Raw genomic sequence first — 17,223 nt, 5'->3', positions numbered from 1 at the left:
AGCGCCCCGGCCCCTCACCCAGGCCCGCCTGCGTGCCGACAATCAAGGGCATGACCGCCACACCCCCCACGCCCGCCCTCACGGACCGTCTCCTCGCCGCGCTCGCCGGCCTCGTCGCCGGATTCGGCGGCCTCGCGGTCGCCGCGCTCGTCGCCGCCGTGGTGCGGCCCGAGGCCGGGCCCGTGCCCGCCGTCGGCGACGCGGTCGTCGACCGGACGCCGACCGCGGTCAAGGAGTGGGCGATCCGCACGTTCGGCGAGAGCGACAAGACGGTCCTGGAGTTCGGCATCCTCGTGCTGCTCGCCGCCCTGGCCGCCGCCCTCGGCCTGCTCGCCCTGCGCCGGCCGGGCACCGCCGCCGCCGGAGTGGCCCTGCTCGGCGTGCTGGGGGCGCTCGCCGCCGTCACCCGGCCCGACTCCCGCTCCTTCACCGACGCGCTGCCCTCGCTCGCGGGGGCCGCGGCCGCCGCGGCCGTGCTCCAGGTCCTGGTCCGGCACCTGACCGCGCCGCGCTCCGGCGCCCCCGCCCCGGACCGGCGGGGCTTCCTGCTGACCGGCGCCGGCATGGTGATCGGCGCGACGGGCGTGACGTTCCTCGCCCGCAGCGTGGGCTCCACCCGGTCCGAGCACGCCACGGCCTCCCGTGACGCGCTCCGGCTGCCCCGGCCCGCGTCGCCCGCCCCCGCCGTCCCACCGGGCGCCCAGCTGCCCGTCGAGGGCATCAGCCCCTTCATCACCTCGAACGGCGACTTCTACCGGGTCGACACCGCCCTCGTCGTGCCCCGCATCGACGCCGACACCTGGCAGCTGCGCGTTCACGGCACGGGCGTGCCCCGGGAGCGCGTCTTCACGCTGCGCGAGCTGATGCGCCGCGAGGTGATCGAGCGGGACGTGACGCTCGCCTGTGTCTCCAACGAGGTCGGCGGCTCCCTCGTCGGCAACGCCCGCTGGCTCGGTGTCCGTCTCGCCGACCTGCTGCGCGAGTGCGGGGTGCGCCCGCCGTCGGCCAGCGGCCCGGCCGACCAGCTGGTGGCCCGTTCCGTGGACGGCATGACCATCGGCAGCCCCGTCGAGACCGTCATGGACGGGCGCGACGCCCTCCTCGCCTTCGGCATGAACGGCGAGCCGCTGCCGTTCGCGCACGGCTTCCCCGTCCGGATGGTCGTTCCGGGCCTGTACGGCTACGTCTCCGCCTGCAAGTGGATCACGTCCGTCGAGCTCACGACCTTCGCCGCGTACGACGCCTACTGGGTGCCGCGCGGCTGGGCGGCCCAGGCACCGGTCAAGACCGAGTCGCGGATCGACACCCCGCGCGCCTTCAGCAGCGCCACCGCCGGGACCGTCGCCGTCGCCGGGGTGGCCTGGGCCCAGCACCGCGGCATCTCCCGGGTGCAGGTGCGGGTCGACGACGGGCCCTGGCAGGACGCCGAGCTCGGTGCCCAGGACAGCCGCGACACCTGGCGCCAGTGGGTCTACCGCTGGCAGGCCGGCCCGGGCCGGCACACCCTCACCGTGCGGGCCACCGACGGCACCGGCGCGGTCCAGACCGAGCAGCGGCAGGACACCATGCCCGACGGGGCCACCGGCTACCACTCGGTCGACGTGACCGTCGACGCGGACTGAGCCGCCACCGCCCCCCGCCGCCGGCCTCCGGCGGCGGACGTCGCCGCGGGCGGCCGCCGTCCCCGGCCGCCGCCTGCGGATGAGCGGAGCGGCCGCGCGGCGCACCATGAAGACATGGACGCCACGCCCGGTCTCAGGGACGTCAGCGCTCCGGGCCGGCTCGCCGGGCCCGACGAGGGCGTCAGCACCACGGAGCTGGCCCTCGCGGCCCGCAACCACGGCCTCCCCCTCGAGGCGCTGCGCTACGACACCACGCCGCCCGGCCTCCACTACGTCCTGGTCCACTACGACATCCCCTGCGCCGACGGCGCGGCCGAGGACTGGCGCCTCGGCCTCGGCGGCCGGGTGGCCCGCCCCCTCTCGCTGGATCCGGCGGCGCTGCGCGAGCGGCCCGCCGTCACCCACCGCGTCACCCTGGAGTGCGCGGGCAACGGCAGGGCCCGTCTCGCACCGCGTCCCGTCAGCCAGCCCTGGCTCGTCGAGGCCGTCGGCACGGCGGACTGGACCGGCGTCCCGCTGGCCGCGCTGCTCGCCGAAGCGGGCGTCGCCGACGGCGCGGTCGAGGTCGTCTTCACAGGCGCCGACCACGGCGTCGAGCGTGGTGTCGAGCAGGACTACCGGCGCAGCCTGCCGCTGTCCCTCGCCACCGACCCGGACCGCGGCGTGCTCGTGGCGTACGCGATGAACGGCGCCCCGCTCCCGCCGCAGCACGGGCACCCGCTGCGACTCGTCGTGCCCGGCTGGTACGGCATGGCGAGCGTCAAGTGGCTGCGCGACATCACGGTCACCGACACCCCCTTCACCGGCTTCCAGCAGGCCGTCGCCTACCGCTACCGGCAGGCCGCCGACGACCCCGGCGAGCCGGTGGACGTCATCGCACCGCGCGCCCTGATGATCCCGCCGGGCTTCCCCGACTTCATGTCCCGCACCCGTGTCGTCCGACCGGGCGCCGTCCCGCTGTCGGGGCGTGCCTGGTCCGGACACGCCCCGGTGGTCCGCGTGGAGCTCGGCACCGGCGGCGAGACCGACTGGACCGACGCAGAGGTGACCGCCGACCCGGACCGGCCGTGGGCCTGGGCCTCGTGGCGCACGACATGGACCGCGACGCCGGGCGCGTACACGCTCACCGCCCGCGCCACCGACGCCACCGGCCGTACCCAGCCGCTCACGGCCCCCTGGAACCGCGGCGGCTTCGGCAACAACCTGGTCCAGCGCGTCGAGGTCGTGTGCCTGCCGTAGCCCCGAAGGGGCCGCCGACGGCGGCCGGCGGCCCGGGCGGCCCCGGGCGCCGCGGACCCGGCGCCGCCCGGGCCCGCGGCCGCCTGTCCCCGCAGTCGCCCGGGGGGCGTGGCGTCCTGCTCGGCGCCACGAGGGACGGCCGGGACGCGCGGCACCGAGGGCCCCGGGTACGGGGGCGGGCCCGCCGGGCTACGCGGCACCGAGGGCCCCGGGTACGCGGGCGGTGCCCGCCGGGTCGCGTGGCACCGAGGGCCCTCAGCACGCCGGCGGGGCCGGGATAGAGTCGACCCGGGACGTCCACCGCCCGCCACCGCACGACCGAGGAGCATTCCGTGACCGACCAGGAGACCACCGCCCTGCAGCAGCAGATCGCCCGCGAGCTGGAGGTCGCGGAGACCTTCGACCCGCGCGCGGAGATCGAGCGCCGGGTGGCCTTCCTCGCCGAGCGCCTGACCTCCACCGGCCTGCGCTCCCTGGTCCTCGGCATCAGCGGCGGCGTCGACTCCACCACCACCGGGCGCCTCTGCCAGCTCGCGGTCGAGCGGGCGCGCGCCGCCGGCCACGACGCCACCTTCTACGCCATGCGGCTGCCGTACGGCGTCCAGGCCGACGAGCACGACGCCCAGCTCGCGCTCGACTTCATCCAGGCCGACCGGGTCCTCACCGTGGACATCCGGCCGGCCAGCGACGCCGCCCTGGAGGCGAGCCGCGCCGCCGGGGTCGCGTTCCGCGACGCCCACCACGAGGACTTCGTGCACGGCAACATCAAGGCCCGGCAGCGGATGATCGCCCAGTACGCGGTCGCGGGCGCCCACGACGGCCTGGTCGTCGGCACGGACCACGCGGCCGAGGCGGTCTCCGGATTCTTCACCAAGTACGGCGACGGCGCCGCCGACCTCGTCCCGCTGACGGGCCTGACCAAGCGCCGGGTCCGCGCCGTCGCGGCCGAGCTGGGTGCCCCCGCCGAGCTGGTCTGGAAGACCCCGACGGCCGACCTGGAGACCCTGGACCCGGGCAAGCCCGACGAGGACGCGCTCGGCGTGACGTACGACGACATCGACGACTTCCTGGAGGGCAAGCCGGTCGGCGAGGCCGCCTTCGCCTCGATCGTGCGCCGCTACGAGCTGACCGACCACAAGCGCCGGCTCCCGATCGCTCCCTGACCCTGGCGCGTACCGCCCGCGCCCGTCACCCGAGGGTGACGGGCGCGGGACCATCCGGCCGTTTCCGCGTGGCGGGGACGGCCGGGCGTACGGCCCGTGGTGTGCCCTGAAGGGACGTCAGCAGACGCCCCAACGAAAGGGAGAACCGCCCGTGCTCGGGAACACCTCGGCATTCAGCAGTTTCTCGGTCGACGACCTCGACGCCGCCCGTCGCTTCTACGACGAGACCCTCGGCCTCCAGACGGCACAGGAGGGGACCGGCGACATGCGGATGCTGTTCCTGACCCTCTCCGGCGGGGCGAGGGTCCTGGTCTATCCGAAGGGCGACCAGCACGGCCCGGCGGGTTTCACGGTGCTCAACTTCGAGGTCGACGAGATCGAGTCCGTGGTCGACGGCCTGAGGGCGCGGGGGGTGGAGTTCCAGCGCTACCCCGGCTTCGAGTTCGACGACAAGGACATCTGCCGCGACCCCCGGGGCCCGGCCATCGCCTGGTTCACCGACCCGGCGAAGAACGTCCTGGCCGTCATGCAGCGCCAGGAAGCCGGCTTGGGCGGCTGAAGCCGGGTCGTCCGCCCCGGACCCCCTGCCGTCTGCCTTCCCGGAGCGGTGGACGCCCCCGTCATGTGATCCACTGTCCTGGCGGGGGTGTCACGAACAGGAGCACGTCTTGTCCACCTACCGTCAGCCCGGGCTCGTCCTCACCGACCGCCACTACACCGTGCCCCTCGACCACGAGCGCCCCGACGGCGAGACGATCGAGATCTACGGACGCGAGGTCGTGGCCGGAGACAAGGCGGACCGCACCGACCTGCCCTGGCTGGTCTATCTGGAGGGCGGACCCGGCTTCGGCGCCCGGCGCTTCGTCGGCCCGCAGGCCTGGCTGGGCCGGGCCGTCGACGAGTTCCGCGTCCTGCTCCTGGACCAGCGCGGCACCGGCCGCTCCACCCCCGCCAACCGGCAGACCCTGCCGCTCCGGGGCGGTCCCCGCGAGCAGGCCGCCTACCTCGCGCACTTCCGCGCCGACTCGATCGTCAGGGACTGCGAGCTGATCCGCCACGAACTGACCGGCAGCGCCCCCTGGACCGTCCTCGGCCAGAGCTTCGGCGGCTTCTGCGCCACCCACTACCTGTCCACCGCTCCCGAGGGGCTCGCCACCGTCCTCGTCACCGGCGGCCTCCCCTCCCTGCACGCCACCGCCGACGAGGTCTACCGCGCCGCCTACCCGCGCGTCCGGGCCAAGAACGCGGCGCACTACGCCCGCTACCCCGACGACGTCGAGCGGGTCCGCCGGATCGCCGGCCACCTCCACGAGCGGACGGTCACCCTGCCCGGCGGCGGCACGCTCACCCCCGAGGCCTTCCAGTCCCTCGGCATCGTCCTCGGCGGCGGCGACGGCAGCCATCAGCTGCACCTGCTGCTGGAGGACGCCTTCGTCCCCACCCCGGCCGGCCCCGCCCTCTCCGACGCCTTCCTCCAGAGCGTCCAGGCCCACCTCTCCTACGCCGGACACCCGCTCTACGCCGTCCTGCACGAGGCCATCTACGCCCAGGGCCAGGGGCCCACCGACTGGGCCGCCGAGCGGGTGCGCGCCGAGTTCCCCGAGTTCGACGCCGGGAAGGCGCTCGCCGGCGACGGGCCCGTCCTCCTCACCGGCGAGACCGTCCACCCCTGGCACTTCACCACCGACCCGGCGCTGGCCCCGCTCCGGGAGACCGCCGAACTGATCGCCGCCCGCGGCGACTGGGCCCCGCTCTACGACCCCGTACGCCTCGCCACGAACGAGGTGCCGGTCGCCGCCGTGATCTACCACGACGACATGTACGTGGACACCGCCCACTCCCTGGAGACCGCGCGGGCCGTCCGCGGCCTGCGCACCTGGGTCACCGACGAGTTCGAGCACGACGGCGTCCGGGCCGGTGGCCGGCGCGTCCTCGACCGCCTTCTCGCCCTCGCCCGCGACCAGCTGTGATCGCGCTCGCACCCCCGGGTCCGGTCGTGCTCCGAACGGGAGCAATGGGCGTCACGGGGGATAGGATTCGCCGCGCAATCGATCGCCAATCGGCGCACCAGGGGGTCCGTTGGCTCACCGCGGGATTCCGCCGGCCGGACGCGAGCTGAAGTTCCGGGCGCTCGTGGCGCAGCTCCGTCAGGGGATGCTCGACGGGACCTGGCCGCCCGGCAGCAAGCTGCCCACCGAGCGGGCCCTGGCCGCCGGGAGCGGCGTCTCGGTGACCACCGTGCGCCGCGCCTACGAGGACCTCGTCGCGCTCGGCCTGGTCGAACGCCGCCAGGGCGCGGGCACGTTCGCCGCCCAGCGCCCCGAGGAGCAGCGCGACCGCAGGGTGGTGGGCGTCCTCGTCCCCGACACCGCCTTCTACTACCCGCGGGTGCTGCACGGCATCGAGAAGGAGCTGGCCGCCGCGGGCGCGCGGCTCCTCCTCGCCTGCTCGCACTACGACCCCGACGAGGAGGACGCCGCCGTCGAACGGCTCCTGACCGCCGGTGTGCACGGCCTGCTCCTCGTCCCCACCCTGCACACCGCCACCGACCCGGGCCGGCGCGCCGAGGAACTGCTGGCCCTGCCCGTCCCCGCCGTCCTCGTCGAGCGGCGGCTCGCCGCGTACGGGCCCGGCGACCCCACCGAGCACGTCTGCACCGACCACGAGGGCGGCGCCTACGACGCCGTGCGCCACCTGCTCGGCCTCGGGCACCGCCGACTGGGCCTCCTGGTCCGCTCCGACGCCCCCACCACGGCCCCCATCGAGTCCGGCTTCGCGCGCGCCATCGCCGACCTCGGACTCCCGGCGGCCTGGCACGAGAGCGACGTGATGACGGAGTGGAACCCGCAGCGCGCCGACCGGGCCGTGGCCGGGCTGCGCGCCGCGGGAGCCACCGCCGCCCTCTGCTTCGGCGACCGCGAGGCCACCCTCGTGCTCGGGGCCGCCCGCCGGGCGGGCCTGCGGGTCCCGGACGACCTGGCGCTGATCTCGTACGACAACGAGTTCGCGGACGTCGCCGAGACCCCGCTGACGGCCGTGTCGCCGCCCAAGTTCCAGGTCGGCCGGCTCGCCGCGCAGACCCTGCTGCGCCGGCTCGCCGAGGGCGACGCCTCGCCGCTCCACCAGGTGCAGCTGCGGCCCCGGCTCGTGGTCCGCGACTCCTGCGGGGCGGCGCCCGGAGACCGCGCACGGCGGGACGCGGAGAAAAGTCCAAGTCCTGCTCACTGATTGCTCATGGTGCGCTCTCGCGCCACCGGATAGAAATCCGTCCGAGCCCCGAGCTCCCCGCGCCGAGAGAGGACGGACATGACCACCCATGTCGACACCGAGATCGCCAGCCAGCCCGACTGCTGGGGGCGAGCCGCCGAGATCGCCGCCGAGCGGGTCGCGCTGCTGCCGCGCACCGGAGAGCGGATCGCCGTGGTCGGCTGCGGCACCTCGTACTTCATCGCCCGCGCCTACGCCGCCCTGCGCGAGTCCCTGGGCGCGGGCGAGACCGACGCCTTCCCGGCCTCCGACCCGACGCCGCTCGGCCGCGGCTACGACCGGATCGTCGCCCTCACCCGCTCCGGCACCACCACCGAGGTCGCCGAGCTGCTCGCCCGGGCCGCCGGCCGCATCCCGACACTGGTCCTCACGGGGGTCCCCGACAGCCCGGCCGGACATCACGCGGACGCCGTGCTCGACCTCGGCTTCGCCGACGAACGGTCCGTGGTCCAGACCCGGTTCGCCACCACCGCGCTCCAACTGCTGCGCGCCGGCCTCGGCGTCGACCTCCAACCGTCGATCGTGGACGCCGAACTCGCCCTGTACGAGCCGCTGCCGGCCGCCTGGGAGCGGCACGGCCAGTTCACGTTCCTCGGCACCGGCTGGACGGTCGGCCTCGCCGACGAGGCCGCGCTCAAGCTCCGCGAGACCGCCCGTGCCTGGACGGAGTCCTACCCGGCGATGGAGTACCGGCACGGCGCGATCAGCATCAGCGACCCGGGCAGTCTGGTCTGGTGCATCGGGCCCGTCCCGCCCGGTCTGGCCGACGAGGTCTCCGCCACGGGAGCCCAGTTCGTCGCCGACGCCGTCGACCCGGTCGCCGCCCTGGTGCGCGCCCAGCGGCTCGCCGTCTCCCTCGCCGGCCGGCGCGGCCTGAACCCCGACCGTCCGCGGAACCTCACCCGTTCGGTGATCCTCGCCGGCGCCCGCTGAGCGGCCGCTCCGTCCCCGCTCCGGCCCCCGGAACGGTGCCCGGGCCGTATTCTGCGCCCATGATCGAGAACACCGAACAGACCCCGCCGCAGCTGGCCGAGATGCCCTCCGACTGGCAGCGCGCGCTCGCCGTCGTCGCCCATCCCGACGACCTGGAGTACGGCTGCGCCGCGGCCGTCGCGGGCTGGACGGACGCGGGCAAGGAGGTCGCCTACGTGCTGGCTACCCGGGGCGAGGCCGGCATCGACACCCTCGACCCGGCCACCTGCGGCCCGCTGCGCGAGCGGGAGCAGCGGGACAGCGCCGCCGTGGTGGGCGTCGAGACCGTCGAGTTCCTCGACCACACGGACGGCACGATCGAGTACGGGCTTGGGCTGCGCCGCGAGATCGCCGCCGCGATCCGCCGCCACCGGCCCGAACTCGTCATCACCCTCAACCACCGCGACACCTGGGGCCCGGAGCCCGGTGGCGTGTGGAACACCCCCGACCACCGTGCCGTGGGCCGCGCCACCCTGGACGCCGCGGCCGACGCGGGCAACCGCTGGATCTTCCCCGAGCTCACCGAGCAGGGCCTCGCACCCTGGGACGGGGTCCGCTGGGTGGCCGTCGCCGGCTCGAACCTGCCGACCCACGCCGTCGACGCCCGCCCGGGTCTGGAGCGCGCCACCCGCTCGCTCCTCGCCCACCGCACGTACATCGAGGCCCTGACGGACCGGGACGCGGAGGAGTACGTGCGCGACTTCGTCGCCGAGTCGACCGGCCGCGCCGCGGGCCGTTTCGGCGGGCGGCCTGCGGTGGCGTTCGAGGTGTTCCCCCGCGGGTGAACCGCCGTTAGGCTCCCACGAGATCTGATGAAACGTCAGAAGCCGGGGGTTGCGCCGTGATCGACACACTCGACCACACCGTCCCGGAGGGCGAGGAACGGCTCACCCTCCGGGTCGAGGACGGCGTCGGGGTGCTCACCCTGTGCCGCCCGGAGAAGCTCAACGGCTGGAGCTGGGAGGCCAGTCGGCAGCTCGGGGTCTTCGCCGACCGGATCCGCTTCGACGAGCGGATCCGGGTCGTGCTGCTGCGTGCCGAGGGCCGGGCCTTCTGCGCCGGCATCGACGTCACCGCGCCCGGCGGCGCCATCACCGGCCGGTCGGCGGCCGAGCGGACCGAGCACTACGCCGAGGGCATCCGCTGGGTGCACGAGCGGTTCGCCGCCTTCGCCCGGCTGCCGCAGCCGATCGTCGCCGCCGTCCAGGGCCACTGCCTCGGCTTCGGCTTCGAGCTGGCCCTGATGGCCGACCTTCGCATCGCCGCCGAGGACGCCGTCTTCGCCCTCCCCGAGACCGGCATCGGAGTCGCCGTGGACGCGGGCGGCGACCTGCGGATCGCCCGTGAGGCCGGGGCCGGCTGGGCCAAGTACCTGGCACTCACCGGCCGTCGGATCGACGCGGCCACGGCCGCCCGGCTCGGTCTCGTCCAACAGGTCGTTCCCGTGCCCGACCTGGCGCACGAGGCCGCCGGGACGGCCGCCGCGGTCGCGGCGGCCGCACCGCTCGCCGTCCGCGCCGTGAAGCGCAATGTCGACGCCTACGCCGACCAGGGCCTGTCCGCGGCCCTCGACCGCACCGCGCTAGCCGCCGCGCTCACCCTCACCTCCGAGGACGCCCGCGAGGGCTACGCGGCGAAGGCCGCCCGCAGGCCGCCGCGCTTCGACGGCCGCTGACTCACCTCGTGGGGGAGGGCTTCAGAACGGCGAAGGGCGCCCCGAACGGGTCCGCGAACCAGGCGATCCGGCCCACTTCGGGGACGTCGGCCGGGGGCATGAGGACCGAGCCGCCGCCCTCCTGGACCGTCACGGCGGTCGCGTCGGGGTCCGTCACCATGAAGTACGGCACCCAGCGCGAGACCCCCGCACCGGGCTGGAGGGGGGCCGCGCCGCCGAACGAGGCGTCCTGCTGGTCGCCCCCGGCCGTGGAGAGCACCCGGTACGTCATGCCCGGCGTGTCCATCGCCGCCCAGCGCCAGCCGAAGAGCGCGCCGTAGAAGGAGAGCGTGGCCTCCGGGTCGCCGGTGTGCAGCTCCACCCAGAGCAGGGTGTCGCGCTCCGAGGTCCGCTCCAGGCCCTTGACCGTACCCGCCTGCCACACGGCGAACTGGGCGCCGCCCGGGTCGGTCAGGGCGGCCATCCGGCCCGCGTCCATGACGTCGAAGGCCGCCACGCGGACCGTCCCGCCGTTGGCCTCGGCCGCGTGCGCGGTGGCGTCGGCGTCGGGCGTGTGGAAGTAGACGGTCCAGGCGCTGCTCGCGCCCTCCTCGGTGAGCGGGCCGGCCGCCGCGACCGTGCGCCCGTCCTGCTGGAAGAAGCCGTAGCCGCCGGCCTCGGGTCCGGCCGGGGCGAAGTCCCAGCCGAACACCCGCCCGTAGAACGCGGCGGCGGCGTGGGTGTCGGGGCAGCCGAGATCGATCCAGCTGGGCGAGCCCGTGGTGAAGTCCGTACCGAGCATGGGGGACGTCCCGTCCTTCCGATGGGTGGAGATCTTCCGGTCACCATGGCCGATCCTCGCCCCCGCCCCCGGCCCGCGCAGCCCTGGCGGCCGGGTTTCATCCGCACGGCCTACCCTCCGTCGGGCGCCGCCCCGAAGCGTCCGCGCCCCAGCTGGGTCCGCACCGGAACCACGGTCTCGTTGACGGGGGACCGCCGCTGCCAGTTCGCCCCGTCCACCACGAGTGTGTGCCCGCTGACGAACCGGGCGTACGGGGAGGCGAGGAAGGTCGCCGCCCAGCCCAGCTCGCGCGGGTGGCCGACCCGCAGGGCCGGCTGCCGGGCGTCGAGCCCGCCGGGTGCACGGTCCAGGTTCGCCCGGATGCCGGCCACCATGTCCCCGTGCGGCATGAGTCCGGGCACCAGACCGTTCACCTGGATCCCGTACGGTCCCCATTCCACGGCGAGCGTCTCGGTCAGGTTCTTCACCCCGGCCTTCGCGGCCGCCGAGTGCGCGTGGCCGGGCCCGCCCGTCCACGCGTACGAGGCGCCGACGTTGACGACGGAGCCGGGCGTCCCGGCCGCCAGGTGGCGTCGGCCGAACTCCCGCGTCATGAACCAGGTCCCGGTGAGCGTGATGTCCACGACCGCCCGCCAGCCGTTCGGCGACAGGTCCTCGGCCGGCACCGGGAAGTTCGCGGCGGCGCAGTTCACCAGGACGTCCGGCCGGGCCCCGAGCTCCGCCTCGCAGGCCTCGAACACGGCGGCGACCCGCTCCGGCTCGCGGATGTCGCACACCCCGGTCGCGACCCGGGTCCCCGCCACCGCCGCCAGCTCCTCGCGCGCCGCCGCGAGGCGTTCCGCCGTCCGCCCGACGATCAGCAGGTCGGCCCCCAGGCGCGCGAACTCGGCGGCGATCGCCTTGCCCAGCCCGGAGCCCCCGCCGGTCACCAGGACGACCCGCCCGGCGAACGTCCCCGCCGGCAGGGCGGCGGCACCGAGCGGGGGAGGAGCGGGCAGCCCCGGCGGCCGGGCGTGCGCGTCGTCGGTCATGGCGCATCGATAGCGCGCGGGCCGCGAGAACGGAAGACCGACGACGCGCCGGGGCCCGGGACCGGCCGCCCCGGCCCCGGTGACACCGGGCCGGCCTGCGCCGGGCCGGATCGCGCCGGTCCGGTGAAGCCGCGCCGGATCGCGTCGCGCCGGCCTGCGCTGCGCCGGATCACGCCGGTCCGGTGACGCCGCGCCGGATCGCCCCGGGCCGGTGACGCCGGCACGGCCCGCCCCCGCCGCTACGCCGCCGCGGCCTCCACCTTCCGGTCCAGGTCCGCGAACAGCAGGTCGGCGTTGGCCAGGGCCGCGGCCCGGTAGCCGCCGCTCGCCGCGTTCACGACCTGCTCCTGGGCGCCGATCACGTTCCCCGCCGCCCACACCCCGGGCACGCTCGTCCGGAACGTCTCGTCGACGGTCACGAAGCGGCCCATCGGCGTCTCGTGCGTCGCCGCGCCCAGGGCGGTGAGCAGCCCGTCGCGGGGCGTCGTGCGGGTGCCCACGAACAGGACCTCGCGCGGCACGACCCGTCCGTCCGTCATCCGTACGCCCGTCAGCCCGGCCTTCCCGACCACCAGGCCCGCCACCTCGCCGGTCACGACCGTCACTCCGGCCGCCTCCAGCCGCGCGGTGTCCTCGGGCGAGGGCTCCGGGGCCGTGTGCAGGAAGAGGGTCACGTCGGCCGACCACTGGGAGACCATCAGCGCCTGGTGGGCCGGCATCACGGGGTGGGCGATCACGCCGAAGGCCCGGTCACGCACCTCCCAGCCGTGGCAGTACGGGCAGTGGAGCACGTCCCGGCCCCACCGCTCGGCCACCCCGTCGATCGCCGGGAGCTCGTCCGCCAGCCCCGTGGTGACGATCAGGCGGCGGGCCAGGACCCGGCGCCCGTCGGCCAGGGTCAGGGCGAAGCCCTCGTCGCCGTGCGGGACCGCGTCGGTGACGAGGCCGCTCATGCGCTCCACGCCGTACGTGGCGACCTCCCGCTGCCCGGCCGCCAGGAACGCGGCCGGGCCCATGCCGTCCCGCGTGAGGTAGCCCTGCATGTGGGCGGCCGGGGCGTTGCGGGGCTCGCCTGCGTCGACCAGGAGGGTACGGCGCCGGGCGCGGCCCAGGACCAGGGCCGCGCTGAGCCCGGCCGCGCCGCCGCCGATCACCGCCACGTCGTAGGCGCCGGCCCCGGTGTCCGTGCCGGTCACGGGCCGCGTCCCGGCCGCCGTCCCGGACCGTGCCGCGGTCCCGGTCCCGCCGAAGGAGTTCTCGTTCATACCGCGAGAGTGGACCTGGCGCTGCTCGATTGACAAACGGAGTTGCTGTTTCTGCAATGGACTCATGACCGCCGAAGACGCACGCGACCACCGGCACGCCCACGGACGGGAGGAGCGGCCCCAGGAGCCCCGCGAGGACGAACGCATCGACGAGGTGCTCAGCGAGGTCGGCCCCCGGCTGCGCCGCATCCGGCGGGAGCGCGGTGCCACCCTGGCCGAGCTGTCCACCTCCACCGGCATCTCGGTGAGCACGCTCTCCCGCCTGGAGTCCGGACAGCGCAAGCCCAGCCTGGAACTGCTGCTGCCGATCGCCCGGGCCCACCAGGTCCCGCTCGACGAACTGGTCGGCGCGCCGCCCGCCGGCGATCCGCGCGTCCGGGCCAGGCCCATCGTCCGGCACGGGCGCACGATGTATCCGCTCACCCGTCAGCCGGGTGGGCTCCAGGCGTACAAGGTCGTCCAGGAGCCCGGCGCGGAGACGCCCGACCCCCGGGTCCACGAGGGCTACGAGTGGCTCTACGTGCTGTCCGGGCGGTTGCGGCTCGTCCTCGGCGAGCACGACGTGGAGCTCGGCTCCGGCGAGGCCGCCGAGTTCGACACCCGGGTACCGCACTGGTTCGGCCCGGCGGGGGACCGGCCGGTGGAGTTCCTGAGCCTCTTCGGCCCCCAGGGCGAGCGGATGCACGTACGGGCGCGTCCGAAGAGCTCCTGAGGGCCACCCGCCCGGGGCCTGCCGCGCGGGGACGCGTTCCGCGCGGCGGCGGGCCCGTGGGCGCCCGCCGAGGCCGGGTCCCGGCGCGGAAGCCGGGACCCGGCCACACGTGACCGCGGGGCGGACGAATCCGGCGGCGTCGCGAAGAGGGAGTGCGCGGCAGGTTCCGCGAAGCCAAGCGACCGCTTAGTATGCGAACGACCCCGCAGGACGCACGACGGCACGTGGAGGCCCCGGATGCAGGCATGGCGAGTGCACGAGAACGGCGAGCCGGGCGAGGTGATGCAGCTCGACGAGACCGACCGGCCGGAGCCCGGCCCCGGCCAAGTGCTGCTGAAGGTCCGCGCCACGGGCCTCAACTTCCCGGACGCCCTGCTGTGCCGGGGGCAGTATCAGGTGCGCCCCCCGCTGCCCTTCACCCCGGGCGTGGAGATCTGCGCCGAGACGGAGGACGGGCGCCGGGTCATCGCGACCCCCGCCCTGCCCCACGGCGGGCTCGCGGAGTACGCGGTGGCCGACGAGGCGGCGCTGCTCCCCGCGCCCGAGGCGCTGGACGACGCCGAGGCGGCGGCGCTGCACATCGGCTACCAGACCGGCTGGTTCGGCCTGCACCGCAGGGCCGGCCTGCGAGAGGGCGAGACGCTGCTCGTGCACGCCGCCGCGGGCGGCGTCGGGAGCGCCGCCGTCCAGCTGGGCAAGGCGGCCGGCGCCACCGTCATCGGAGTCGTCGGGGGCCCGGACAAGGCCGCCGTCGCCCGCGGGATCGGTTGCGACGTCGTCGTCGACCGGCACGCCGAGGACGTCGTTGCGGCCGTCAAGGAGGCCACCGGCGGCCGTGGCGCCGACGTGATCTACGACCCGGTCGGCGGCGTGGCCTATCAGCAGTCCGCCAAGCTCGTCGCCTTCGAGGGTCGGATCCTGGTCGTCGGCTTCGCCGGCGGGACCGTCCCGGCCCCCGCGCTCAACCACGCCCTGATCAAGAACTACTCGATCGTGGGCCTGCACTGGGGCCTCTACAACCTCAAGGACCCGGCCGCCGTGCTGCGTTGCCACGAGACCCTCACCGAGCTCGCCGCCAAGGGGCTGGTCAAGCCCTACGTGAGCGAGCGCGTCGCCTTCGACGCCGCCGCCGACGCCGTGCAGCGGATCTCCGAGGGCACCACCACCGGCCGGCTCGTCGTCCTTCCGGAAGGAGTCCGCGCATGACCGGATCCCGACCCGATGCCGCCGAACTCGTCGAGCGGACCCGGCGGCTGATCGCCGGGCACCCGCCGGCCACCACCGGCCGCAGCGACTTCCTGCGGGCCCGCTTCGACGCCGGTCTCGCCTGGGTGCACTACCCGGTGGGCCTCGGCGGTCTCGACGCGCCGCGCTCCCTCCAGGTCGTCGTCGACGCCGAACTCGCGGCCGCCGGAGCCCCCGACAACGATCCCCGCCGGATCGGCATCGGGCTGGGGATGGCCGCCCCGACCCTCCTCGCGTACGGCTCCGACGAGGTCAAGCGGCGCTTCCTGAAGCCCCTCTGGGTCGGGGAGGAGGTCTGGTGTCAGCTCTTCAGCGAGCCCGGCGCCGGCTCCGACCTCGCCGCCCTCGGCACCCGGGCCGTACGGGACGGCGACTCCTGGGTGGTCAACGGGCAGAAGGTGTGGACCTCCAGCGCCCACGTGGCCCGCTGGGCCATCCTCATCGCCCGCACGGACCCCGACCTGCCCAAGCACCGGGGCATCACCTACTTCGTCTGCGACATGACCGACCCCGGTGTCGAGGTGCGGCCGCTGCGCCAGATCACCGGCGAGGCCGAGTTCAACGAGGTCTTCCTGACGAACGTCCGCATCCCCGACGCCCACCGGCTCGGCGACATCGGCGACGGCTGGCGCGTCGCCCAGACCACGCTCATGAACGAACGGGTCTCCATCGGAGGCGCCCGCGTCCCCCGCGAGGGCGGCATGATCGGCAAGGTGGCCGAGACCTGGCGGGCCCGACCCGAGCTCCGCACCCACGACCTGCACCGCAGACTGCTCGACCTGTGGGTGGACGCGGAGGTGGCCCGGCTCACCGGCGAGCGGCTGCGCCAGCAGCTCGTGGCCGGCCAGCCGGGTCCCGAGGGCAGCGCGACGAAGCTCGGCTTCGCCCGCCTCAACCAGGCCGTGAGCGCCCTGGAGGTGGAACTCCTGGCCGACGAGGGCCTGTTGTACGGGGACTGGGCGATGGCCCGGCCCGACCTGGTCGACTTCACCGGCCGGGACGCGGGATACCGCTATCTGCGGGCCAAGGGCAACTCGATCGAGGGCGGCACGAACGAGGTGCTGCTCAACATCGTCGCCGAGCGGGTCCTCGGCCTGCCCTCCGAACCCCGCAACGACAAGGACGTCGCCTGGAAGGACCTCGCCCGATGACGGAACCGACGCCCACCGCCGACCTGTTGTACTCCGACACCGAGGACGAGCTGCGCGCCGCGGTCCGCTCCCTGCTCGCCGACCGGGCCGACGCCCGGACCGTGCTCGGCCGGATCGAGGCCGACCGCCCGTACGTCCCCGGCCTGTGGGAGGCGCTCGGCGGCGGGATCGGCGCCGCCGGACTCCTCGTCCCCGAGAAGCTGGGCGGCCAGGGCGCCGGCCACCGCGAGGCCGCCGTGGTCCTGGAGGAGCTCGGCCGGGCCGTCACCCCCGTGCCGTTCCTGACCAGCGCCGTGGTGGCGACCGAGACCCTGCTGGCGCTCGGTGCGGACGGCGGCCCGGCCGCGGAGCTCCTCGCCGCGCTCGCGGGCGGCGGGACCGTCGCCGTCCTGGCGGTACCGCTCTCCACCGCCCCCGCCGCCTCCGGCGTCCGGTCCGGGCCGGTGCCCGCCGTCGCGGACGCCGTCGCCGCCGACGTCCTCCTCGTCCCGCGCGCCGACGGGCTGTACGCGGTGCCCGCCGCCGAGGCGGTGATCACTCCGCAGTCCTCCCTCGACCTGACCCGGCCGCTGGCCGTCGTCGACGCGGACGGCGCCGCCGGCACGCGGCTTGCCGGTGCCGATGCGTCGGCCGCCGCCGTCCGGCGGGGGCTGCTCACCGGGGCCGGGCTGCTCGCCTCCGAGCAGCTCGGCATCGCCGAGTGGTGCCTGGAGGAGACCGTCCGGCACACCAGGGAGCGGCACCAGTTCAACCGCCCGATCGGGTCCTTCCAGGCGCTGAAGCACCGGATGGCCCAGCTGTGGCTGGAGCTCGTGGGCGCCAGGGCGGCGGCCCGGGCCGCCGCCGACGCGCTGGCGACCGGCGCGCCCGACGCCGAGCTGACGGTGGCCGTCGCCCAGTCGTACTGCGCGAAGACGGCCGTGCACGCGGCCGAGGAGTGCGTGCAGCTGCACGGCGGCATCGGCATGACCTGGGAGCATCCCGCACACCTCGCGCTGAAGCGGGCCAAGTCCGACCAGACGGCGCTGGGTTCGGCCGGCCGGCATCAGGACGCCATCGCGGCCATGGTGGACCTGCCCGCCCCCCGGTAAGGAGCCCCC

16 protein-coding genes are annotated in these 17,223 nt (G+C 75.5%); 13 read left to right on the top strand and 3 right to left on the bottom strand.

Annotation, left to right across the window (positions count from 1 at the left end; all coding sequences use genetic code 11):
* The first annotated feature begins 50 nt into the window (after positions 1–50).
* The 9 genes from ACGF1Z_RS03150 to ACGF1Z_RS03110 all read left to right on the top strand — a co-directional run bounded on the left by ACGF1Z_RS03150 (position 51) and on the right by ACGF1Z_RS03110 (position 9,938).
* Positions 51–1,622: a molybdopterin-dependent oxidoreductase gene (locus tag ACGF1Z_RS03150; RefSeq protein WP_392999294.1), complete on the top strand. Its 1,572-nt coding sequence runs from the start codon at positions 51–53 to the stop codon at positions 1,620–1,622.
* A gap of 114 nt (positions 1,623–1,736) precedes the next feature.
* Positions 1,737–2,861 carry a sulfite oxidase gene (locus tag ACGF1Z_RS03145; protein WP_392999292.1) on the top strand — a complete coding sequence of 375 codons (1,125 nt, stop codon included), beginning with the start codon at positions 1,737–1,739 and terminating at the stop codon, positions 2,859–2,861.
* A 332-nt stretch (positions 2,862–3,193) separates the two neighbouring features.
* The gene (nadE, locus tag ACGF1Z_RS03140; protein WP_392999290.1) at positions 3,194–4,024 is read left to right on the top strand and encodes an ammonia-dependent NAD(+) synthetase; all 831 of its coding nucleotides are present in this window, start codon (positions 3,194–3,196) and stop codon (positions 4,022–4,024) included.
* A gap of 151 nt (positions 4,025–4,175) precedes the next feature.
* On the top strand, positions 4,176–4,583 hold the full coding sequence (locus ACGF1Z_RS03135) for a VOC family protein (protein WP_392999288.1): 408 nt from the start codon (positions 4,176–4,178) through the stop codon (positions 4,581–4,583).
* Between the two features lie 109 nt (positions 4,584–4,692).
* Positions 4,693–5,994 (top strand): alpha/beta fold hydrolase, encoded by a 1,302-nt coding sequence (locus tag ACGF1Z_RS03130; protein ID WP_392999286.1) that lies wholly within the window; start codon positions 4,693–4,695, stop codon positions 5,992–5,994.
* A 109-nt stretch (positions 5,995–6,103) separates the two neighbouring features.
* Entirely contained in the window at positions 6,104–7,252 is a 1,149-nt protein-coding gene (locus ACGF1Z_RS03125; RefSeq protein ID WP_392999284.1) for a substrate-binding domain-containing protein, read from the top strand.
* Between the two features lie 78 nt (positions 7,253–7,330).
* On the top strand, positions 7,331–8,224 hold the full coding sequence (locus tag ACGF1Z_RS03120; protein WP_392999282.1) for an SIS domain-containing protein: 894 nt from the start codon (positions 7,331–7,333) through the stop codon (positions 8,222–8,224).
* Positions 8,225–8,283: 59 nt separating this feature from the next.
* Positions 8,284–9,048, top strand: coding sequence for a PIG-L deacetylase family protein (locus ACGF1Z_RS03115; protein ID WP_392999280.1), 765 nt, complete (start codon positions 8,284–8,286; stop codon positions 9,046–9,048).
* A gap of 56 nt (positions 9,049–9,104) precedes the next feature.
* On the top strand, positions 9,105–9,938 hold the full coding sequence (locus ACGF1Z_RS03110; RefSeq protein WP_392999278.1) for an enoyl-CoA hydratase/isomerase family protein: 834 nt from the start codon (positions 9,105–9,107) through the stop codon (positions 9,936–9,938).
* Between the two features lies 1 nt (position 9,939).
* Here the strand turns inward: ACGF1Z_RS03110 and ACGF1Z_RS03105 are convergent, their stop codons facing one another.
* The 3 genes from ACGF1Z_RS03105 to ACGF1Z_RS03095 form a co-directional block, all read right to left on the bottom strand.
* Positions 9,940–10,719: a VOC family protein gene (locus tag ACGF1Z_RS03105; protein WP_392999276.1), complete on the bottom strand. Its 780-nt coding sequence runs from the start codon at positions 10,717–10,719 to the stop codon at positions 9,940–9,942.
* 110 nt (positions 10,720–10,829) lie between these two features.
* The gene (locus ACGF1Z_RS03100; RefSeq protein WP_392999274.1) at positions 10,830–11,750 is read right to left on the bottom strand and encodes an SDR family oxidoreductase; all 921 of its coding nucleotides are present in this window, start codon (positions 11,748–11,750) and stop codon (positions 10,830–10,832) included.
* Between the two features lie 239 nt (positions 11,751–11,989).
* Positions 11,990–13,015: an NAD(P)/FAD-dependent oxidoreductase gene (locus tag ACGF1Z_RS03095; RefSeq protein ID WP_392999272.1), complete on the bottom strand. Its 1,026-nt coding sequence runs from the start codon at positions 13,013–13,015 to the stop codon at positions 11,990–11,992.
* 64 nt (positions 13,016–13,079) lie between these two features.
* Between ACGF1Z_RS03095 and ACGF1Z_RS03090 the strand changes: the two genes are divergently transcribed.
* The 4 genes from ACGF1Z_RS03090 (at position 13,080) to ACGF1Z_RS03075 (ending at position 17,214) form a co-directional block, all read left to right on the top strand.
* On the top strand, positions 13,080–13,727 hold the full coding sequence (locus ACGF1Z_RS03090; protein WP_392999270.1) for a helix-turn-helix domain-containing protein: 648 nt from the start codon (positions 13,080–13,082) through the stop codon (positions 13,725–13,727).
* Between the two features lie 237 nt (positions 13,728–13,964).
* Complete coding sequence (locus ACGF1Z_RS03085) at positions 13,965–14,933, top strand: NADPH:quinone oxidoreductase family protein (RefSeq protein ID WP_392999268.1); 969 nt, start codon at positions 13,965–13,967, stop codon at positions 14,931–14,933.
* Positions 14,930–16,123 carry an acyl-CoA dehydrogenase family protein gene (locus ACGF1Z_RS03080; protein ID WP_392999266.1) on the top strand — a complete coding sequence of 398 codons (1,194 nt, stop codon included), beginning with the start codon at positions 14,930–14,932 and terminating at the stop codon, positions 16,121–16,123. The genes ACGF1Z_RS03085 and ACGF1Z_RS03080 overlap by 4 nt, the downstream gene beginning before the upstream one ends.
* On the top strand, positions 16,120–17,214 hold the full coding sequence (locus ACGF1Z_RS03075) for an acyl-CoA dehydrogenase family protein (protein ID WP_392999264.1): 1,095 nt from the start codon (positions 16,120–16,122) through the stop codon (positions 17,212–17,214). Before ACGF1Z_RS03080 ends, ACGF1Z_RS03075 begins: the two co-directional genes overlap by 4 nt.
* The last annotated feature ends 9 nt before the right edge of the window (positions 17,215–17,223 follow it).

This window comes from Streptomyces sp. NPDC048018 (assembly GCF_043202995.1).
Taxonomy (GTDB): Bacteria; Actinomycetota; Actinomycetes; order Streptomycetales; family Streptomycetaceae; genus Streptomyces.
Note: the sequence above shows the minus strand (reverse complement) of the source record. Positions and strands in the feature narration are given on the sequence as shown.

What these genes read in the sequence shown, in the direction of transcription:
- ACGF1Z_RS03090 (WP_392999270.1), top strand. Translation starts at nt 13,080, where the DNA reads ATGACCGCCGAAGACGCACGCGACCACCGGCACGCCCACGGACGGGAG.
- ACGF1Z_RS03105 (WP_392999276.1), bottom strand. Translation starts at nt 10,719, where the DNA reads ATGCTCGGTACGGACTTCACCACGGGCTCGCCCAGCTGGATCGATCTC.
- ACGF1Z_RS03150 (WP_392999294.1), top strand. Translation starts at nt 51, where the DNA reads ATGACCGCCACACCCCCCACGCCCGCCCTCACGGACCGTCTCCTCGCC.
- ACGF1Z_RS03145 (WP_392999292.1), top strand. Translation starts at nt 1,737, where the DNA reads ATGGACGCCACGCCCGGTCTCAGGGACGTCAGCGCTCCGGGCCGGCTC.
- ACGF1Z_RS03115 (WP_392999280.1), top strand. Translation starts at nt 8,284, where the DNA reads ATGATCGAGAACACCGAACAGACCCCGCCGCAGCTGGCCGAGATGCCC.
- ACGF1Z_RS03120 (WP_392999282.1), top strand. Translation starts at nt 7,331, where the DNA reads ATGACCACCCATGTCGACACCGAGATCGCCAGCCAGCCCGACTGCTGG.
- ACGF1Z_RS03095 (WP_392999272.1), bottom strand. Translation starts at nt 13,015, where the DNA reads ATGAACGAGAACTCCTTCGGCGGGACCGGGACCGCGGCACGGTCCGGG.
- ACGF1Z_RS03075 (WP_392999264.1), top strand. Translation starts at nt 16,120, where the DNA reads ATGACGGAACCGACGCCCACCGCCGACCTGTTGTACTCCGACACCGAG.
- ACGF1Z_RS03080 (WP_392999266.1), top strand. Translation starts at nt 14,930, where the DNA reads ATGACCGGATCCCGACCCGATGCCGCCGAACTCGTCGAGCGGACCCGG.
- ACGF1Z_RS03100 (WP_392999274.1), bottom strand. Translation starts at nt 11,750, where the DNA reads ATGACCGACGACGCGCACGCCCGGCCGCCGGGGCTGCCCGCTCCTCCC.
- ACGF1Z_RS03085 (WP_392999268.1), top strand. Translation starts at nt 13,965, where the DNA reads ATGCAGGCATGGCGAGTGCACGAGAACGGCGAGCCGGGCGAGGTGATG.